Annotated in this window: 20 protein-coding genes, 2 tRNA genes and 1 pseudogene; 9 read left to right on the plus strand and 14 right to left on the minus strand. The window is 32.8% G+C overall.

The window, feature by feature from the left end; translation table 11 throughout:
• The 8 genes and pseudogenes from BOW57_RS10140 to idi form a co-directional block, all read right to left on the minus strand.
• Window positions 1-132 (minus strand): annotated as a pseudogene (locus BOW57_RS10140) (DUF4294 domain-containing protein); the annotation flags it as partial.
• 124 nt (window positions 133-256) lie between these two features.
• Window positions 257-333: transfer RNA gene (locus BOW57_RS10145), tRNA-Thr, on the minus strand.
• A 106-nt stretch (window positions 334-439) separates the two neighbouring features.
• Window positions 440-513 (minus strand) — tRNA-Thr (locus BOW57_RS10150).
• A gap of 76 nt (window positions 514-589) precedes the next feature.
• A complete protein-coding gene (locus BOW57_RS10155) occupies window positions 590-856 on the minus strand; it encodes a hypothetical protein (protein ID WP_068843886.1) in 267 nt (88 codons plus the stop codon).
• Window positions 857-913: 57 nt separating this feature from the next.
• Window positions 914-1,882 carry a type I phosphomannose isomerase catalytic subunit gene (locus BOW57_RS10160; RefSeq protein ID WP_129054030.1) on the minus strand — a complete coding sequence of 323 codons (969 nt, stop codon included), beginning with the start codon at window positions 1,880-1,882 and terminating at the stop codon, window positions 914-916.
• 58 nt (window positions 1,883-1,940) lie between these two features.
• Window positions 1,941-2,399 (minus strand): peroxiredoxin, encoded by a 459-nt coding sequence (locus BOW57_RS10165; RefSeq protein WP_129054031.1) that lies wholly within the window; start codon window positions 2,397-2,399, stop codon window positions 1,941-1,943.
• Window positions 2,400-2,402: 3 nt separating this feature from the next.
• The gene (locus BOW57_RS10170; protein ID WP_099720455.1) at window positions 2,403-2,813 is read right to left on the minus strand and encodes a 6-carboxytetrahydropterin synthase; all 411 of its coding nucleotides are present in this window, start codon (window positions 2,811-2,813) and stop codon (window positions 2,403-2,405) included.
• A gap of 20 nt (window positions 2,814-2,833) precedes the next feature.
• On the minus strand, window positions 2,834-3,361 hold the full coding sequence (gene idi, locus BOW57_RS10175) for an isopentenyl-diphosphate Delta-isomerase (RefSeq protein WP_089055254.1): 528 nt from the start codon (window positions 3,359-3,361) through the stop codon (window positions 2,834-2,836).
• A gap of 300 nt (window positions 3,362-3,661) precedes the next feature.
• Here idi and msrB point away from each other — a divergent pair, with 300 nt between their 5' ends.
• Window positions 3,662-4,219 (plus strand): peptide-methionine (R)-S-oxide reductase MsrB, encoded by a 558-nt coding sequence (gene msrB, locus BOW57_RS10180; RefSeq protein ID WP_089055255.1) that lies wholly within the window; start codon window positions 3,662-3,664, stop codon window positions 4,217-4,219.
• An 8-nt stretch (window positions 4,220-4,227) separates the two neighbouring features.
• Window positions 4,228-4,836, plus strand: a complete 609-nt coding sequence (gene msrA, locus BOW57_RS10185) for a peptide-methionine (S)-S-oxide reductase MsrA (protein ID WP_129054032.1) — start codon at window positions 4,228-4,230, stop codon at window positions 4,834-4,836.
• A gap of 60 nt (window positions 4,837-4,896) precedes the next feature.
• Here the strand turns inward: msrA and BOW57_RS10190 are convergent, their stop codons facing one another.
• Window positions 4,897-5,334, minus strand: coding sequence for an META domain-containing protein (locus BOW57_RS10190; protein WP_129054033.1), 438 nt, complete (start codon window positions 5,332-5,334; stop codon window positions 4,897-4,899).
• A gap of 429 nt (window positions 5,335-5,763) precedes the next feature.
• Here BOW57_RS10190 and BOW57_RS10195 point away from each other — a divergent pair, with 429 nt between their 5' ends.
• Window positions 5,764-6,720 (plus strand): quinone oxidoreductase, encoded by a 957-nt coding sequence (locus BOW57_RS10195; RefSeq protein ID WP_129054034.1) that lies wholly within the window; start codon window positions 5,764-5,766, stop codon window positions 6,718-6,720.
• A gap of 67 nt (window positions 6,721-6,787) precedes the next feature.
• Here the strand turns inward: BOW57_RS10195 and BOW57_RS10200 are convergent, their stop codons facing one another.
• Window positions 6,788-7,867 (minus strand): hypothetical protein, encoded by a 1,080-nt coding sequence (locus tag BOW57_RS10200; protein ID WP_129054035.1) that lies wholly within the window; start codon window positions 7,865-7,867, stop codon window positions 6,788-6,790.
• A gap of 162 nt (window positions 7,868-8,029) precedes the next feature.
• Entirely contained in the window at window positions 8,030-9,589 is a 1,560-nt protein-coding gene (locus BOW57_RS10205) for an NAD(P)/FAD-dependent oxidoreductase (protein WP_129054036.1), read from the minus strand.
• Between the two features lie 475 nt (window positions 9,590-10,064).
• Here BOW57_RS10205 and BOW57_RS10210 point away from each other — a divergent pair, with 475 nt between their 5' ends.
• Complete coding sequence (locus tag BOW57_RS10210) at window positions 10,065-10,304, plus strand: hypothetical protein (RefSeq protein WP_129054037.1); 240 nt, start codon at window positions 10,065-10,067, stop codon at window positions 10,302-10,304.
• Window positions 10,305-10,387: 83 nt separating this feature from the next.
• Here BOW57_RS10210 and recQ read toward each other — a convergent pair whose 3' ends face one another.
• Window positions 10,388-12,583: a DNA helicase RecQ gene (gene recQ, locus BOW57_RS10215; protein WP_129024667.1), complete on the minus strand. Its 2,196-nt coding sequence runs from the start codon at window positions 12,581-12,583 to the stop codon at window positions 10,388-10,390.
• An 88-nt stretch (window positions 12,584-12,671) separates the two neighbouring features.
• On the opposite strand from recQ, the gene BOW57_RS10220 reads away from it, so the two are divergent.
• The 4 genes from BOW57_RS10220 to lptB all read left to right on the plus strand — a co-directional run bounded on the left by BOW57_RS10220 (window position 12,672) and on the right by lptB (window position 15,626).
• Complete coding sequence (locus BOW57_RS10220; RefSeq protein WP_164973690.1) at window positions 12,672-13,637, plus strand: SIS domain-containing protein; 966 nt, start codon at window positions 12,672-12,674, stop codon at window positions 13,635-13,637.
• On the plus strand, window positions 13,637-14,452 hold the full coding sequence (tatC, locus tag BOW57_RS10225) for a twin-arginine translocase subunit TatC (protein ID WP_089055263.1): 816 nt from the start codon (window positions 13,637-13,639) through the stop codon (window positions 14,450-14,452). The genes BOW57_RS10220 and tatC overlap by 1 nt, the downstream gene beginning before the upstream one ends.
• Window positions 14,445-14,798: a carboxymuconolactone decarboxylase family protein gene (locus BOW57_RS10230; protein WP_089055264.1), complete on the plus strand. Its 354-nt coding sequence runs from the start codon at window positions 14,445-14,447 to the stop codon at window positions 14,796-14,798. Before tatC ends, BOW57_RS10230 begins: the two co-directional genes overlap by 8 nt.
• Window positions 14,799-14,885: 87 nt before the next feature.
• Window positions 14,886-15,626: an LPS export ABC transporter ATP-binding protein gene (lptB, locus tag BOW57_RS10235; protein WP_089055265.1), complete on the plus strand. Its 741-nt coding sequence runs from the start codon at window positions 14,886-14,888 to the stop codon at window positions 15,624-15,626.
• 147 nt (window positions 15,627-15,773) lie between these two features.
• Here the strand turns inward: lptB and BOW57_RS10240 are convergent, their stop codons facing one another.
• Both BOW57_RS10240 and BOW57_RS10245 read right to left on the minus strand, forming a co-directional pair.
• A complete protein-coding gene (locus tag BOW57_RS10240) occupies window positions 15,774-16,631 on the minus strand; it encodes a glycoside hydrolase family 25 protein (RefSeq protein ID WP_129054038.1) in 858 nt (285 codons plus the stop codon).
• 10 nt (window positions 16,632-16,641) lie between these two features.
• Window positions 16,642-17,358 (minus strand): phosphatidylcholine/phosphatidylserine synthase, encoded by a 717-nt coding sequence (locus BOW57_RS10245; protein WP_129054039.1) that lies wholly within the window; start codon window positions 17,356-17,358, stop codon window positions 16,642-16,644.
• A gap of 275 nt (window positions 17,359-17,633) precedes the next feature.
• Here BOW57_RS10245 and BOW57_RS10250 point away from each other — a divergent pair, with 275 nt between their 5' ends.
• The gene (locus BOW57_RS10250; RefSeq protein ID WP_129054215.1) at window positions 17,634-18,617 is read left to right on the plus strand and encodes a PorV/PorQ family protein; all 984 of its coding nucleotides are present in this window, start codon (window positions 17,634-17,636) and stop codon (window positions 18,615-18,617) included.
• The last annotated feature ends 8 nt before the right edge of the window (window positions 18,618-18,625 follow it).

The raw sequence follows: 18,625 nt of genomic DNA on the forward strand, positions 1-18,625 counted from the left end.
CACAAGAATCTGACCTTGTTTTCTGAACAACTTCTTTAACCTGTCTTCAAATTCATTATTAAGGTAGTCTTCAACAATCTTAAAACACTTCTTCTTTTCGCGATTGCTTTCCAAAAGTGACATGCCTTTATTCTAAAAACCCAAAGTCACAATTCGAATTCCCCTAACAAGAAACAAACCTCATCCTTCACCCCTCTAAACATAATCACCAGAAGGCACAAATAAAAAAACCATCACAAATGTGATGGTTTTCTTTTGGAGCCGATAGAGGGACTCGAACCCACGACCTGCTGATTACAAATCAGCTGCTCTAGCCAGCTGAGCTACATCGGCCTATTTTCCGGGTGCAAAGATAAAATTGTTTTTTAATATTCCAAAAAAAATTTCACACCACTCTTTATTATTAAAAAACCACCACATTTCTGTGATGGTTTTGTTGAGCCGATAGAGGGACTCGAACCCACGACCTGCTGATTACAAATCAGCTGCTCTAGCCAGCTGAGCTACATCGGCCTCATTACGGGTGCAAATATAAAGCGGTTTTTCGTTTTACCAAAATAATTTTGCCCTTTTTTATACTTTTTTTTGCTTACAATTCGTTGATTTTAGCAATCAATTGATTAGCAGTTTCTTCCAATTCAACATTTATTTGTTTGAAGTGCGCTTTTTTATTTTCAACGTTCTTTGCATTCACTTTTGTGATCAAAGTATCAAAAGCTGTGATCGCTTCATCAACTAAAGCATTCGTTTCTGGAGTAGGATTTCCTGTTGTAGACATTTCAAACAAGTAAACCGCCTCAATAATATCTCCTAATACAAAATTGATGTCTTTCTTTAAATTTTTAACGTTTGCCATTTTTATTATAATTTTAATTTGCGTCTGCAAAAATACACATAATCTTTATATTACACGCTATGAAATGTAAATTTCTAAAATTGAAGCTTTTCCATTCAAAACAAAGGATCTTACAGCGGCAGGAATTAATACTGTATCTCCTTTTATATAAGTATGCTTAAAGTCATCATATTCAATTTCAAAACTTCCATCAATACACATATAAACGGTAAATGTTTCACCAGATTTAGAAATTTCAATATTACTTTCTAAAGGAATAAAATTAGTGGTAAAATAAGGACAATCAACCACGACATTTGAAGTGTTTATTTTTGAATCGTATTTTTTCTGTGTATTTACTTTATTATAGTTAATCGCATCAAGTGCTAAATCTACATGAAGCTCTCTTTTATTTCCTTGTGCATCTACACGATCAAAATCGTACAAACGATAGGTAATATCTGATGTCTGTTGAATCTCTGCAACTACCAAACCTGCACCAATTGCATGAACAGTTCCTGTTTCTAAAAAGAAAACATCACCAGCTTTTGCTTTTACATTGTCTAGAATAGAAACTAAAGTATTATCTTTTAAATGTTTTAAATATTCCTCTTTACTTGAGTTCTCTTTAAAACCAACAATGATTCTAGAATCAGCATCAGCCTGCATTACATACCACATTTCGGTTTTGCCAAATGAATTATGACGCTCTTTCGCTAGTTTATCATTTGGATGAACTTGAATCGAAAGATCTTCTCTTGCATCTAAATATTTAAAAAGCAACGGAAATTGTTTACCGAAACGCTCATAAACTTTTGTTCCCAAAAGCTCATTTGGAGTTTCAGCAATAAGCTCCATTAATGTTTTTCCTTTTAATTCTCCGTTAGACACAATACTAACATCGCCTTCTACTGTAGACAATTCCCAACTTTCACCAGTAATTTTAGAAGAAATGGGCTTATTTAATATTGTTTTTAATTTTTCGCCTCCCCAAATTCTTTCTTTTAAAATTGGCTCAAATTGCAAAGGGTATAAACTTGTTTTCATATTTTAATTTTGAGACTAATAGCTTAAATAAACAATAACCTAAAAGCATTTATTTTATTTATAATACTAACTCTTTAATTATTTCTAATGCTTTTGGAATGTGCTTTGATGCATTTACACTATCAAAAATATAAATGACAACACCATTTCGATCAATAATATAGGTAACGCGTCCTGGCAGAAGACCAAACAAATTGTTACGAACACCAAAAAGATGACGCAATTTTTTATCTTGATCTGAAAGTAAGATAAAAGGCAGCTGGTGTTTATCTGCAAATTTATGATGCGATTTTACACTGTCACTGCTAATACCAATTACTTCTGCACCTAAAGCTGCAAAATCTTCATATTGATCTCTAAAACTACAGGCTTCAGTTGTACAACCAGGTGTATTATCTTTTGGATAAAAATAAATCACTAAAGGCTTTCGGCCTAAAATACTCTGGCTTTCAAAAATATCCCCGTGATTATCTTTTGCAGTAAAATTCGGAACTATATCTCCTATTTTTAATGACATTTATTATTCTCCTTTATAAGTTACAAAATTGCGATCTGTTTCATAAAGCACGATTTCTAAATCAAAATCAGGCTGAATTCTTTTTCTAATTTTATTCCATATCACAACAGCAATATTTTCTGCGGTTGGATTCAAATCTTGAAATTCCGGAACATCCAGATTCAGATTTTTGTGATCAAACGGAACTTCTACTTCCTCAAGTATAATATCCGCTAATACTTTCACATCTAAAACAAAACCAGTTTCTGGATCAATTTTACCTGTAACACTTACTGTTAAACCATAATTATGACCATGAAAATTGGGATTATTACATTTTCCAAAAACAGCATTGTTTTTCTCTAATGTCCAATCTTTTCTATGCAATCGATGTGCAGCATTAAAATGTGCTTTTCTTGATATGGTTACTCTCATTTAGGTTTGGTTAGCTTTGGTTATAATTTGTGATCTTCGAGATAATGATCAAATTCATCAAAAATTATCTTAAACCACACGGTATAAAGTTCAGGCTGTTTTTCAATATCAGCTTTAACATCTTCTATTTTCATCCATTTCCAGTCTTCAACTTCATCTGGATTTATTAAAGGCTCTTCATTATAATACCCAATCATTACATGATCAAGCTCGTGCTCTGTCAAACCGTTATCAAAAGGTGCTTTATATATAAAGTGAAATAATTCTTTCAGCTCCGCTTTAAAACCCATTTCTTCAAACAGTCGTCGACTTCCGGCTTCTATATTGGTTTCACCTTCACGCTGGTGACTGCAGCATGTATTAGTCCAGAGTAATGGAGAATGGTATTTATGATGTGCACGCTGCTGCAGCATCATTTCATTTTTATTATTTAAAATAAAAACTGAAAAAGCACGATGTAAAACAGCTTTTTCATGAGCTTCTAATTTTGGCATCAAACCAATCTGCTCATCATTTTGGTTAACTAATATTACGTTTTCTTCTGTCATATGGCGCATTAATCAAACAAAAATACGAAAAAAGAAATGGCTTAAAAATCTCAGCAGACATTGTGAAAAGTTTAACTTGTCTCGAATCTACACAAAATACTGACTTACAACACACTATATATTACCTTTTCTTTTAAAATCCTTTAAAAATAAGATTTAAAAACTGTATTGCTGAGTTTTACGTAGATAATAAAAAGTTAAAACATACTTAAATATATCTGAATTGTAAAATACACGACATTTGAAGGAAAAATGTAGTCGTATCTTTGAAAAAGAAACAGAATTAAAGCTTTAAAAAAAATGAAAACAAAAAAACAAATTCTTAGTCTTTGCTTTTTAATTCCACTTTTTATTTTACAGGCATGCGGGCAAAATACTAAAAAACAAACTGCAAACACTGTTACTGCTATGGAAAATAAAATCAGCAAACCCGGAAATCCATACTATTCAAATACTGACACAACTAAATTAAATGTGAGTAATGCAGCATGGAAAAAAGTACTTCCTGAAGATGTTTATGCGGTCATGCGCGAAGCTGACACTGAAAGGCCTTTTACCGGAAAATATTGGAATACTGATGAAAAAGGAACGTATTACTGCGCTTCATGCGGAAACAAACTTTTTAGATCTGGTGCAAAATTCGCAAGCAGCTGCGGCTGGCCAAGTTTTTTTGAGCAAGACAATAAAAAAAGTGTGGTTTACAAAAATGATAATTCTCTTGGAATGGAAAGAATCGAAGCGCTTTGCGGCCGCTGCGGAGGACACTTAGGACATTTATTTGATGATGGCCCCGCTCCTACTGGAAAACGTTATTGCATGAATTCGATTGCTCTGGATTTTATTCCTGACAACAAATAAACTGAAAAATGAAAAATACAATTTTAATCTCCCTTTTTGCGCTAGCCTTAAACGGATTTTCGCAAACTAAAAAAGCCTCAAATCTAGATACTATTACACTTGGCGGAGGATGTTACTGGTGCGTTGAAGCTGTTTACGAGAATCTGAATGGCGTAAAATCTGTTGTTTCTGGATTTTCTGGCGGAAAAAATGCAAATCCAACTTATGAAGAAGTCTGCACAGGTACAACTGGTCATGCAGAAGTAGTTCAAATTACATTCGACAAAAATGTAACCGATATAAACGAAATCTTCAAAGTATTTTTTACTGTCCACGATCCGACTACACTAAACAGACAAGGTGCTGATGTTGGAACACAATATAGATCTGTGATTTTTTACAAAAATACTGAACAAAAAAAAGCGGCTGAATCTATTATTTCCGAATTGAACAAAGCAAAAGTTTACAGTAATCCTATTGTAACTAAAGTTGAACCTTTCAAAGCTTTTTATAAAGCTGAAGATTATCATCAAAATTATTATTCAAACAACAAGAATCAACCTTATTGCAAAATGGTGATTCAGCCTAAACTGGAAAAATTTGAAAAAGTTTTTAAAGACAAACTAAAGAAGAAATAAAAAAGAGCATAAAAAAGGGGAAATGATTTTTAATTTCCCCTTTTTTATGCTCTTTTAAAACTATTGTTTAGCTACTTTTTTAAATCTCATCATTGGCACATCGCCTTGAATTAAATTTAATTTTCCATCTTTATCAACAGAGTAACTTGTAATTTTTCTCATTTGCTTTAAAAATTGCTGTTCACCGCCGCCTTCACAAAACATCATTGTAGTTGGCCCCGGTTCTCCAAAAGTCAGCGACTTTCCGTTTAGAGTATACGGTGCACTGTAACCATTACACCCATTATTACCAAAAACTTTCGTTTCTTTCTGATCAAAAGTAATTTGTGGCTTTTTGTTTGGATACAAACCTTCAAAAGCAATTCTAGGACCCGAAATATATTCTAATTCCCAAGTTGTATCATAAATATTCGCTGTGCTTTTACTCTCTTTTGATACCATACATGAAGTAAGTAATAAGGTTAAAACTGAAACGACTGCAAGTGTAAGTTTTTTCATAAAGATGTTTTTTTAGATTAATATTTTTTGTTCTTGAAAATTAAACTCTTTCTACAAACAGCACTTTCTCAATATTCATGCCTGTTTGCACAGATTGCTAAAAATTCTAAATCTTTAAAAATTTAATTTAAGCATGAAAAATGTACTTCAGCAATAAATTCCATTTCAATATAAATCACACTTTTCTGATCTCTAAGTTACATATTTTTATTCAAAACACTACCAATCAATTATTTAATACGAAATATTCCGTTGTGTTTTTTATTCTTATTCGCTCTAACTACAATTCATTCTCAAAAAAATCTTAATAATCTTTGTTATACAGATAGCTATTGGGAACTACTGAGAGAAAATAAATCAAAGCCTCAAATATTCTGAGACTTTTTCTTTTTATTTTTTCCGAACTTTACATCCTTAAATAAGTTTAAAATGAAAGCACTTACCTTCTCTACTTTTGGAGAATCAAATGTTTTAGAATATACCGAAATCCCTAATCCGCAATTAAAAAATGATGAGATTCTAGTTGAAATGAAAGCTATCGGATTAAATTTTGCGGATGTTTACAGACGAAAGGGAAATTACCATTTAAAAGGAAACCCGCCTTTTATTGCTGGCTATGAAGGCGCAGGAATTGTTGTTGATTCTAATAATTTAGATTATAAAATAGGAGATCGTGTAGCCTTTGCCGATGTCCCTTTTGCTAATGCTGAATTAGTTTCCGTTAATACAAATCATGTTATTCCTTTGCCAGATGATATTTCTTTTGAAACTGCTGCTTCTGTTTTACTGCAAGGCTTGACTGCACATTATTTAGCAACCGACAGCCATAAAACCACAAAAGGCGAAACTGTTCTAATTCATGCTGCTGCCGGAGGTGTTGGTCAGCTTTTAACACAAATCAGTAAATTGCTGGGCGCGAATGTTATTGGTCTAACCTCATCTGCAGAAAAAGCAAAAATAGCAATTGAACACGGAGTAGATCATGTTTTACTATATAATGAGGATTGGAAATCAGATCTTTTTAAAATAATCCCAAAAGGTGTCGATGTGGTTTACGACAGTATTGGAAGTACTTTAATGGAAAGCTTTGAAGTCACCAAAGAATGTGGTCAAGTTGTTTTCTTCGGAATGGCGGGCGGAGATCCTGAATTTGTAAATCCGAGAATGTTAATGGACAGTTCTAAAACTTTAACTGGTGGAGATCTATGGAGTTATTTAAATTCTAAGGAAGAAAGAATAAAAAGAGCCAATCAACTATTTAATTGGATTTTAGATAAAAAAATAAAACTTTCAGAACCAACTTCTTTCAAGTTATCAGAAGGTAAACTAGCGCACGATTTTTTGGAAAGCAGAAAAAGTACAGGAAAAATAATTTTGATTCCTTAATTTTTTTTTAGCCACAAATTCATGAATTATTTAAAATAAAATCGTGACTCACGGCGAAAAATATACTTTACAATTGATCAATTTCTATTTTAGTCAATTCTGATAATTCTAAAATTCTATCGACGTCATTTTTGTTCGCTACAAAAAACAGATAACTATCTCCTTTTGTATCATAACTCATTAACTCTAATTCTTGTTTTGCTAACTCTTTTTGTATATAAGGAAACAAATCATGACTGTACGTTTCTTCAGGATAATCAAATTTAAAATCTTGATCAATCAAATCAGATACTATGGCTTCAGCTTCTTCTGCATCAAACTTCCAGTCACTTTGCCAGCTGTTTATTCCTTCAAAAAAGTCAAACTCATCATCGTAATCATAGTCCTCAACTCCTTCCTCATACGCTTCAAAAAGAGCCCTTGCTTGATCTTCTAACAATTCATCTTTCATTTCGCCTCTCGAAATCAATCGCAAAAATTCTTGAAAATGCTCAACCGAAGTACTTTCAGCTATTAGACTTTCTGTTGAAGGTTTTACAACTGTTGCAGGTATTTCGGCTCCTAAATATTCGCAAATACCCTGCAAAACAATTTCAAAATCCTTAAAACCAATTTTCTGAATTTCATTAGTTGGTTCTTTTATATCGACTGCTTTAAGTTCTAAAAGCCCGCGTGTATAATCATAAAAATAGCTATTATTATATAGTAATTTAAAATCGTTTGTTTCCATGCTGTCTGTACAACAAAAGAAAACAATGAAATTATTTAAAACATGCTTCAAATGTTTTTTCATTTCTGGAGCAGGCTTTGAGAAAAATTCGATGTGAATGTAGTAATAATTCAATCCTTCCTTTATCTCTTCATCTGAAAGCGGTCCAATATTAACCTTTTTATATACCTCATTTAAAATTTCGTATGCATTATTAAAACCCGCTTTTTTGATTTCTGCTTTTCCCTCATCATGATCAAATGAATCTGGAATTGAATATAAGGTTACAGAAACAGTGTCATGAATTCCTTTCATTTTGAAATTCGACCTGCTGGATTCGTGGTATAAATGAGAATAAACTTCGTATAAAACATCAAAAGAAACAATCGACTTTGGGTCATTATTTCTTTTAAACAAATTAGAAAAAAAACTGCTCATTGAAATTAGAGTTTAAAAAATCGAAATAATAGTAAAATTAAGTATTCAAAACTATGATTTATTTACTACAAAAATAACAAACCAATATGTTTTTTATACCCAATACATCATACTATGTGGCTTTTAAATAAGTATAAAAACGTTGTACCAAAAAACAAACTCTTATTTCAATGTTTCAGCAATCATCAAAGCACATTTTTCTCCGTCGATTGCCGCAGAAATAATACCCCCCGCATAACCTGCTCCTTCTCCACATGGATACAATCCTTTTATCTGTAAGTGCTCTAAAGTTTGAGCATCTCGTGGAATTCTGACTGGCGACGAAGTTCTACTTTCTGGTGCGTGTAAAATGGCTTCATTGGTCAAGTAACCTCGCATTGATTTACCAAACTCTTTAAAACCTTCGCGTAAAATCTGTGATAAGAAACCTGGAAAAACCTGTCCCATTTCAACAGAAGTTGTTCCAGGAACATATGATGTTTTTGGAATATCCACAGAAACTTTATTTTGCGTGAAATCAACCATTCTCTGAGCCGGAACTTTTTGAGTTTGTCCAGCTAAATGCCATGCTTTTTGTTCAATGCTTTTTTGAAATTCCATTCCAGCAAGAGCGCCAAATTTTGCAAAAGGTTTAAAATCTTCTAGCTTCAACTCAATTACAATTCCTGAATTTGCTGTTGCTTGATCTCGTTTCGATGGCGACCAGCCATTTGTCACTACTTCGCCTGGACTTGTAGCACAAGGTGCAATTACTCCCCCTGGACACATACAGAACGAATACATTCCGCGACCGTTTACTTGCTTTACAATCGAATACGGAGCCGGCGGCAAATGTTCCCCTCGGTAATCACAGCTGTATTGAATACTATCGATTAATTCCTGCGAATGTTCTGCTCGAACTCCTAAAGCAAAAGGTTTTGCTTCGATTAAAATTTTCTTTTTATCTAATAATTCAAAAATATCTCGTGCTGAATGCCCCGTTGCTAATATTAATTTATTAGCAAGAATTTTATCTCCATTTTGAGTTACAATTCCCTCGACTTCATTGTTTTTTAGTAAAATATCAGTTACTCGAGTATCAAACAAAACTTGACCACCAAACTCAATGATTTTATTTCGAATATCTTCAATAATTTTCGGCAATTTATTAGTCCCGATATGTGGATGTGCTTCAATCAAAATATCTTCTGAAGCGCCAAAAGCAACCAGAAGTTCTAAAATCCTTGTAACGTCACCGCGTTTTTTAGATCGCGTATACAATTTACCATCAGAGTAGGTTCCAGCTCCGCCTTCTCCAAAACAATAATTTGAATCTTCATTTACGATATGTTCTACATTTATTGCTTTTAAATCACGTCGGCGTCCGCGAACATCTTTTCCGCGTTCCAGTACAATTGGTTTCAAACCTAATTCAATTAATTGCAAAGCAGCAAAAAGTCCAGCTGGACCTGCACCAACAACAATGACTTCTTGTGCAGAAGAAACATCTTTATATATAGGTAGTTCAATTTTGGTTTCCTGAAAAGGTTCTCCTTTTAAATAAACCAGAACTTTCAAGTTTATTTTAATCGCTTTTTGACGTGCATCAATAGAGCGTTTTAAAATCGAAACATGCTGAATTTCTTGAGCAGAAACTTTAATTTGCTTAGACAAATGGTCTTTCAGCAATAATTCGTTTGCAGCAATTTCTGGTGTTACTTGAAGTAAAAGTTCTTTAGGCATTTTTTTATGTTTATTCTATTAGCTTTTCTTTCTATGAAAAGAAGATGCAAAAGTACTACTTTGAACTGACTTTATGTAATTAACCGCAAAGTGTGCTAAGTTTTTTTTAGATACAGTTTTATAAAACACAAAGTTCATAAAGCTTTATGTTGACGTAACTTTGCGAACTTTATGTTTTCCATATTTAAAGAAAAAATAAATCTTAGCGCACTTTACAGTTAATTTATGCAGTAACTTTCCATTTCCTAAAATCTTTACTATTTATTTTTAGCCACAGATTATTGGGATTAAAAAGATTTATTTAAGAACGGTTAGACATACTGTCGTGCGTCTAACCTATTACGGGCACACGTTACGTAAACGCACTGCAGTGCGTCTCTACACAAAAAAACTTAGAACCTTAGCATCTCAGAATCTTAGAACCTTTAAAAAAGACTTTGTACCTTTGCCACTCTGAACCTTTTCACTAAAAAAAATGTCAAGAAAAATAAAACTAATCTGGGATTTTCGTGGCCCAGCTTCTGCAAAAACAGCCGAACATCATGAAATTCATTTAAAAGAATATATTACAATCGAAAAACTTCCTTTAAATATTACGGGATTTAAAATCATAGACGATATGTACGCCATAGCTTTTATGGTGGTAAGTGATGAAAATATGATTCAAGTTAGGGATGCTTTGAAACCACATCGAGGAGAGATTTATTCTGAGTAAGATGTAAAATGAAAAATGAAAAATGTGAGATGATCAAAATATATTTAACATCTCACATTTTTCATTTTATATTTAACTTATAACTAGTTGGCTACTTCACTGATAAACTTAATACGCATCAAACGTAATTCATCAATATCATAATCACCGTCGAATTCTTTTAGGGCATCTTCGATTTTGTCTGATTCCGATTCCATGAAATAATCGTGAATTTCTTCTTGCTGATCATCATCGAGCATATCATCAACCCAATATTTGATATTCAGCTTTGTTCCCGAATATACAATTTGCTCCATCTCTTTAATTAAAGCATCCATCGAAAGTCCTTTTGCAGAAGCAATATCGCTCAAAGGCAATTTTCTGTCAATATTCTGAATGATATACAATTTATTGGCAGAATTTACTCCGGTAGATTTTACCACTAAATCGTCTGGACGAATAATATCATTGTCTTCAACATATCTGCTGATTAAAGTAACAAATTCGCTTCCGTATTTTTTAGCTTTTCCTTCTCCAACTCCGTGAATGTTGTACAATTCAGTTAATGAAATTGGATATTTTAAAGCCATATCTTCAAGCGAAGGATCTTGAAAAACAACAAACGGTGGAACACCTAATTTTTTGGCGACTTTTTTACGCAGTTCGCGCAGCATTCCCATTAAAACTTCATCAGCAGTACCCGATGATTTTGATGAAGCAACAATAGCTTCATCATCAGCTTCACTGTATTCATGATCTTCTGACATCAGGAATGAAACTGGTTTTTTGATAAAATCTAAACCTTGTTTCGTGATTTTTATTACGCCATAAGTTTCAATATCTTTTGATAAATAGCCGCTTACTAAAACTTGTCTAAGTAAAGCCATCCAATATTTCTCGTCATGATCTGAACCTGAACCAAAAAAAGACTGCGTATCTGTTTTATGCGCTTTTATAACAGCATTGACACGACCAATTAAAGTAAAGACAATTTCTTTTGACTTATATATATGTTTGGTATCGCGAACAATTTCAAGCAATTTAACCACTTGATCTTTGGCTTCAACTTTATTTTTAGGATTACGAACATTGTCATCCATATCTGCACCTTCACCAGTTTCGCTGTCAAACTCTTCACCAAAGTAATGAAGTAAAAATTTACGGCGTGACATTGAGGTTTCTGCATAAGCTACCACTTCCTGCAAAAGGGCAAAACCAATTTCTTGTTCAGCAACTGGTTTTCCAGACATAAATTTTTCTAATTTCTCTACATCTTTATAAGAGTAATATGCCAAACAATGCCCTTCGCCGCCGTCACGACCTGCGCGGCCTGTTTCTTGGTAATAACTTTCTAATGATTTTGGAATATCGTGGTGAATTACAAAACGAACATCGGGTTTATCAATTCCCATTCCGAAAGCAATTGTTGCAACAACTACGTCAACATCTTCCATCAAAAACATATCCTGATGTTTTGCTCTCGTTTTTGCATCTAAACCTGCATGATAAGGAACAGCGCTAATTCCGTTTACTTGTAAAACCTCAGCAATCGATTCTACTTTTTTTCGGCTCAAACAGTAAATAATTCCTGATTTGCCTTTATGTTGTTTGATAAATCGAATAATATCCGACTCAATATTTTTAGTTTTTGTACGTACTTCGTAATATAAATTAGGTCTGTTAAACGAAGCTTTAAAAGTATTTGCATCCACCATATCCAAGTTCTTCAAGATATCTTCTTGTACCTTTGGTGTGGCAGTAGCAGTAAGTCCAATAATTGGCACTTTACCTAATTGTTTAATTATATTTCTAAGATTCCGGTATTCTGGTCTAAAATCATGACCCCACTCTGAAATACAATGTGCTTCATCTATAGCAACAAATGAAATGGGCACACTTTGCAAGAAAGTAACATATTCTTCTTTCGTTAAAGATTCTGGAGCTACATACAAGAGTTTAGTCAATCCAGACGAAATGTCTTTTTTAACTTGTGCAATTTCTGTTTTGGTAAGTGAGGAATTCAGTACATGTGCAATTCCGTTTTCTGAAGAAAGGCTTCGAATCGCATCTACCTGATTTTTCATCAAAGCAATTAAAGGAGACACAACAATGGCTGTTCCTTCCTGAATTAAAGCGGGTAATTGATAACAAAGAGACTTTCCTCCGCCAGTAGGCATAATTACAAAAGTATTCTTTTTATCTAAAATACTCGTAATGACTTGCTCTTGCAAGCCTTTAAATTGGCTAAAGCCGAAATACTTCTTTAATTCCTTATGTATTTCAATTTCGTTTGAATTCATTCTTTATTTAAATGGATATTTTTGTATAAATTTGCAACACATAAAGATACAACTTTCTTTTATACATACAAATTTTAAATATTCTGTTTTGATCACAAAAGAAAATATATTGGCGATTGCCAAAAAAACCATACTCTCTGAAAGTGAAGCAATTACAAAGTTAATCGATTTTCTTGATGAAAATTTCTTCGAAGCAACCCAGTGCATATATGAAACTAAAGGTCGTTTAATCGTTACCGGCATAGGAAAAAGCGCAATTATTGCTCAAAAAATGGTTGCTACTTTCAACTCTACGGGAACTCCTTCTATGTTCCTGCATGCTTCAGAGGCAATTCATGGCGATTTAGGAATGATACAAAATGAAGACATCATTATTTGCATTTCAAAAAGCGGAAACAGCCCTGAAATTAAAGTATTAGTACCGTTATTAAAACGCTTCGGAAATACTTTAATCGCTATTACCGGAAATATAACTTCAGCTTTAGCCAAAGGTTCTGACTATGTTTTAAATACCACCGTAGATACTGAGGCCTGCCCTATTAATCTGGCTCCAACAAACAGCACAACTGCACAACTTGTAATGGGAGACGCGCTTGCTGTATGTCTTATGGAAATGCGTGATTTTAAACCTGAAGATTTTGCAGTTTATCATCCGGGAGGTGCTTTGGGCAAAAAATTACTGCTTCGCGTAAAAGATATGATTGAGCATTCATTAAAACCTATGGTAACTCCTGAAACGTCTGTTAAAAAGGTAATTTTTGAAATCTCTGAAAAAAGACTTGGTGTTACGGCAGTTATCGAAAATGATAAAATCGTAGGCATTATTACTGATGGAGACATAAGAAGAATGCTGAACGACAGAGATTCTATTGCAGATTTGACTGCTAAAGACATTATGTCTAAAAACCCAAAATTAGTATCTTCAGAAACTATGGCTGTTGATGCCTTAAATATTCTAGAAGATTTTTCTATAACACAGCTTATCGTTGCAGACAACGGCGAATACAAAGGAGTACTGCATTTACATGACATTTTAAAAGAAGGAATCGTATAATGGCAAAGAAAAATCTTGGCGAAATGTCATTTTTAGATCATCTTGAAGAACTAAGATGGTTATTAGTTAGAAGTACTTTTGCTATATGTATTATGGCATTTGTTACTTATTTTATTAGTGATTATTTATTTGATGAAATTATTCTAGGTCCAACAAGACCTACTTTTTTCACTTATCAATGGTTTTGCGACTTATCTCATCAATTAGGATTTGCTGACAGTATTTGTATTACTGAATTAAATTTTATTATTCAGAATACAGAAATGGAAGGACAGGTTAATATTTTTGTATGGATGTGTCTATTGGCTGGTTTTATCTTAAGTTTTCCTTATATTTTATGGGAAGTTTGGAAATTTATCAGTCCTGCATTGTATGAAAAAGAAAGAAAAAATGCGAAGGTATTTATATTTACCTCTTCGTTACTTTTCTTCTTAGGAGTAATATTTGGTTATTATGTTGTAATACCAATGTCGGTGAATTTCGTCGCTACTTTCTCTATAAGTAAAATGGTTGTAAATCAATTTACAATAGAATCTTATATGGGAATGGTAAAAACGAGTATTCTGGCGAGCGGATTGTTTTTTGAACTGCCAATTATCATTTATTTCTTAACTAAGTTAGGTTTAGTAACTCCTGATTTTTTAAGAAAATATTGGAAATATGCAGTTGTTATCATCTTAATTGTTGCCGCAATTGTAACTCCGCCAGATGTAGTGAGTCAAACTATTGTAGCAATACCAATGTTAATTATCTACGAAGTAAGTATTCTAATATCTAGAATTGTTTATAAAAATAAATTGAAAGAAAATGTCTGATATTATTCAAGAATTCAACGACTACCGTTCTAAAATGAACGAAAAACTGCTTGCTGATAACAATAAAATTGTAAAGCGAATTTTTAATCTTGACACTAATGCTTATGCTCCAGGAGCTCTTGATGTAAAAACCAAAGAACTTTTAGGATTAGTCGCATCTGCTGTTTTACGCTGTGACGATTGCGTAAAATATCATCTTGAAACAAGTCATAAAGAAGGCGTTACAAAGGAAGAAATGATGGAAGCGATGGGAATTGCAACCCTTGTTGGTGGAACAATTGTAATCCCGCATTTAAGAAGAGCTTACGAATTTTGGGAAGCTCTTGAAGAAGCTGAAACTAAATAATTGTTAATAGGTTTATTTGTTGAATCGTTTATTCGTTAATTTGTGACGAATAAACGATTTGAACGTTTAAACGATTAAACTAAAAAAATGAAATTAAGAGCCGATAATTTAATCAAAACGTATAAAGGCCGTAGTGTTGTAAAAGGAATCTCTGTTGAAGTAAATCAAGGAGAAATCGTTGGACTTCTAGGACCAAATGGTGCTGGAAAAACAACTTCTTTTTATATGATCGTAGGATTGGTAAAACCAAACTCAGGAAACATTTATCTTGACGATTTGAATATTACTGATTACCCGATGTACAAACGTGCTCAGCAAGGAATTGGCTATTTGGCACAAGAAGCATCTGTTTTTAGAAAATTAAGTATTGAAGACAATATCTTGAGTGTTTTGCAGCTGACAAAACTTTCTAAGGAAGAACAATATGCTAAGATGGAGAGCTTAATTGAAGAATTCAGTTTAGAACATATTCGCACGAATAGAGGTGATTTACTTTCTGGAGGTGAACGTCGTCGTACTGAAATTGCTCGCGCATTGGCAACAGATCCAAAATTTATTTTGCTTGATGAACCTTTCGCTGGAGTTGACCCTGTTGCGGTTGAAGATATTCAAAGAATTGTGGCACAATTAAAGAACAAAAACATCGGAATCTTAATTACTGACCACAACGTTCAGGAAACTTTAGCCATTACCGATAAAACATATCTAATGTTTGAAGGAGGAATCCTTAAAGCAGGAATTCCAGAAGAACTTGTTGAAGACGAAATGGTTCGCCGTGTATATCTTGGACAAAACTTCGAACTTCGTAAAAAGAAATTGGAATTCTAATTTATAGTATTCAGTGTTCAGGTCTTTAGTGATCAGTTCTTAAAAAAATCAGTGATCAGTTTTTTAGTATTCAGTTTTGAGCTGGAACTAAAAAACTGTTTTTTTTCGAAAAAGACTGAATACTAAAGAACTAACCACTGATCACTGTCAATCAACTGTAATAAACTGCAGCTGTTCTAAATCACCATTATAAATATTCACATCTACACGATGTTTTATTCCAGGCAGAGAAGCTTTTTCTGTAAACTGCCAAAACAGCCATTCTTCATCAATTTTTTCTCTATAAAAGTTGTAATTGGCAATCCAAAATAAATATTCTCCAAATTCTTCTTTTAAAAAATCTGAGTAATAACGTTCTCCTGAGTAAATTATAGGGCGAACTTGATAATGTGCTTCTACTTTGTTAAGCCAGCGCTTTAATCCTTTTTTTAAACTATCTATAGATTGATTTTTTGGAAGTTTTTCTATATCAAGAACCGGCGGTAAATCACCTTTTTTCAACTTTACTGTTTTTATAAAAAGATCTGCTTGCTCGATAGAATTTTCATTCGGACGATAATAGTGATAAGCGCCTCGTATGATTTTATTTTTTTTTGCTTCTTCCCAATTGTATTTAAACTGCCTGTCAACTCTATCATTTCCTGCTGTTGCACGAATAAAAACAAATTGCACAGGATATTTTTCTTCTAGAATCTCAACCTCATCCCAATCGACAGTTCCTTGAAATTCAGAAACATCAATTCCAATTACTTTTCCTTTATGATTTTCAAGAACTTGAATATTTCTAACGTCTGAAAGGTGTTTGTCTACCTCATCTTCTTCTAAAACTTTATCTGACTTAAAACCTAAATAATAAGCCAATCCTGAACGATAATGATAAATCGTTCCAATGAAAATTAATCCTAAAAAACTAAATATAATGAAACGGAATAATTTACTAAAAACAGATTTGGCAGGTTTCGTTTTTCGTGTGTAAGAAGTTCGTCGTGTCGTTTTTCTTGCCATTCGAATAAAACTACTTTTTCAAAAACATATTATTTATGATCGATAATAGCACATAAAAAATAATGATTAAGGGAACGGCTCCAAATTGAAACAATAAAAGTAATACTAAAGAAATAACTAAAAATCCAACTTGCAACGCATTATCTTTAAGATTGAATTTCTTAAATTTTAAAGAAAACAACGGAATTTCGGCATTCAAAATATAGGCACTGCATAAAGTAATTGCAAGCAAAACCCATTGATTACTCAGAATTTCTAACAGCATTAAAGAATCTGAAAATTTCAAAACCAAAGGCAGACTTAAAATAAAAAGAGCATTTGCAGGTGTCGGCAGCCCAATAAATGAATCGGTTTGTCGTGTATCAATATTAAAATTTGCTAAACGATAACAAGATCCTAATGTTACAATAAATCCTAAAAAAGGAATAAACTCAGATCCAATTATATCATGCGGATGTGCACTTTTTACAAATAAAGAATACATTACATATCCTGGAGCAACACCGCTGGTCACCATATCTGCAAGTGAATCTAATTGAAGTCCAAGCGGACTTGAAACTTTAAATAATCTGGCAAAAAAACCATCAAAAAAGTCAAAAAAGATTCCTAAACAAACCATATAAAAAGCCATTTCATAATTAACTTTAGAAATAAAGACAACAGCTATACAACCACAAAAAAGATTAATTAATGTAATTAAATTTGGAATGTGCTTTTTAATATTCATGTTTTATAAATTTTGATAATCTTGGTCAACAAATTTAGCATAATATGTCCATGAAAAACGTGTTTTTACAATTGTTTTTTAATACAAATTAAAGCTTTATCAATATTTCTCGAAACGAAGAAATTAGATGCATAAATTATTATATTTTTGAAAAAAATAAAAACAGGCTCTCGTCTGCAAAAAAATATCAGTTGAAGAAACTTTTAACGTTTTTACTATTTTGGAGTTTTACTTCTCAGTATGCACAAACAGTTCGAAAATACTCGAATGAGTTTATGAATATTGGTGTCGATGCGGCGGCGTTAGGAATGTCGAGTGCTGTTACTGCGTCTACAAATGATGTTAATGCAGTTTATTGGAATCCTGCTGGTTTAACGCATCTAGAAGATCATCAGATTTCATTAATGCATGCCAGTTATTTTGCTAATATTGCTCAATATGATTTTATAGGTTATGCAAGCCCAATTGATGATCAAAGTGCTTGGGGAATTTCGATGATTCGTTTTGGTGTCGATGATATTCTTGACACAACACAGTTAATCGATAATCAGGGAAATATTGATTATAATCGAATTCGTTTATTTTCTACGGCTGATTATGGTTTTACTTTTTCTTATGCTAGAAAACTGCCTGTTGACGGATTTCAATATGGTGTTAACGCAAAAATAATTAGACGAATCATTGGGAAATTTGCAAATTCTTGGGGTTTTGGTTTTGATGTGGGATTGCAATTCGAACGCAATAATTGGAAATTTGGTTTAATGCTTCGTGATATTACTACTACTTATAATGTCTGGAATATTGACGAAGATGAATATGCCAAAATCGCAAATGCAATTCCAGGCGAAAACAATGAACTGCCAGAAAGTACAGAAATTACTTTGCCAAAAGCGCAATTAGGAGTTTCTAAAAAATTTGAATTCCATAATGATTACAGTCTTATGGCAGCAGCCAATTTAAATATGCGCTTTGAGCAGACAAATGATATTATTTCATCAAAAATTGTTAGTATTGATCCCGCTGTTGGTTTTGAATTTGGATATACTGATTTGGTTTTTCTGAGAGCCGGTGCTGGAAACTTTCAAAATGTAATGCAATTAGACAATACTGAAAAAATAAATTTCCAGCCTAATATTGGGCTGGGTTTCAAATACAAAGGTATCCAAGTAGATTATGCCTTAACTGATTTAGGAAATCAAAGCGCAGCTTTATACTCAAATATTTTTTCACTAAAAGTAGATTTAGGTATCTTTAGATAATTTTTTCA

Origin of the sequence: Flavobacterium sp. YO64 (assembly GCF_004119505.1) — a bacterium.
Taxonomy (GTDB): Bacteria; Bacteroidota; Bacteroidia; order Flavobacteriales; family Flavobacteriaceae; genus Flavobacterium; species Flavobacterium oncorhynchi.

Coding starts and splice junctions, on each gene's coding strand:
- BOW57_RS10155 (WP_068843886.1), bottom strand. CDS start 856: ATGGCAAACGTTAAAAATTTAAAGAAAGACATCAATTTTGTATTAGGA.
- BOW57_RS10160 (WP_129054030.1), bottom strand. CDS start 1,882: ATGAAAACAAGTTTATACCCTTTGCAATTTGAGCCAATTTTAAAAGAA.
- BOW57_RS10165 (WP_129054031.1), bottom strand. CDS start 2,399: ATGTCATTAAAAATAGGAGATATAGTTCCGAATTTTACTGCAAAAGAT.
- BOW57_RS10170 (WP_099720455.1), bottom strand. CDS start 2,813: ATGAGAGTAACCATATCAAGAAAAGCACATTTTAATGCTGCACATCGA.
- idi (WP_089055254.1), bottom strand. CDS start 3,361: ATGACAGAAGAAAACGTAATATTAGTTAACCAAAATGATGAGCAGATT.
- msrB (WP_089055255.1), top strand. CDS start 3,662: ATGAAAACAAAAAAACAAATTCTTAGTCTTTGCTTTTTAATTCCACTT.
- msrA (WP_129054032.1), top strand. CDS start 4,228: ATGAAAAATACAATTTTAATCTCCCTTTTTGCGCTAGCCTTAAACGGA.
- BOW57_RS10190 (WP_129054033.1), bottom strand. CDS start 5,334: ATGAAAAAACTTACACTTGCAGTCGTTTCAGTTTTAACCTTATTACTT.
- BOW57_RS10195 (WP_129054034.1), top strand. CDS start 5,764: ATGAAAGCACTTACCTTCTCTACTTTTGGAGAATCAAATGTTTTAGAA.
- BOW57_RS10200 (WP_129054035.1), bottom strand. CDS start 7,867: ATGAGCAGTTTTTTTTCTAATTTGTTTAAAAGAAATAATGACCCAAAG.
- BOW57_RS10205 (WP_129054036.1), bottom strand. CDS start 9,589: ATGCCTAAAGAACTTTTACTTCAAGTAACACCAGAAATTGCTGCAAAC.
- BOW57_RS10210 (WP_129054037.1), top strand. CDS start 10,065: ATGTCAAGAAAAATAAAACTAATCTGGGATTTTCGTGGCCCAGCTTCT.
- recQ (WP_129024667.1), bottom strand. CDS start 12,583: ATGAATTCAAACGAAATTGAAATACATAAGGAATTAAAGAAGTATTTC.
- tatC (WP_089055263.1), top strand. CDS start 13,637: ATGGCAAAGAAAAATCTTGGCGAAATGTCATTTTTAGATCATCTTGAA.
- BOW57_RS10230 (WP_089055264.1), top strand. CDS start 14,445: ATGTCTGATATTATTCAAGAATTCAACGACTACCGTTCTAAAATGAAC.
- lptB (WP_089055265.1), top strand. CDS start 14,886: ATGAAATTAAGAGCCGATAATTTAATCAAAACGTATAAAGGCCGTAGT.
- BOW57_RS10240 (WP_129054038.1), bottom strand. CDS start 16,631: ATGGCAAGAAAAACGACACGACGAACTTCTTACACACGAAAAACGAAA.
- BOW57_RS10245 (WP_129054039.1), bottom strand. CDS start 17,358: ATGAATATTAAAAAGCACATTCCAAATTTAATTACATTAATTAATCTT.
- BOW57_RS10250 (WP_129054215.1), top strand. CDS start 17,634: ATGAATATTGGTGTCGATGCGGCGGCGTTAGGAATGTCGAGTGCTGTT.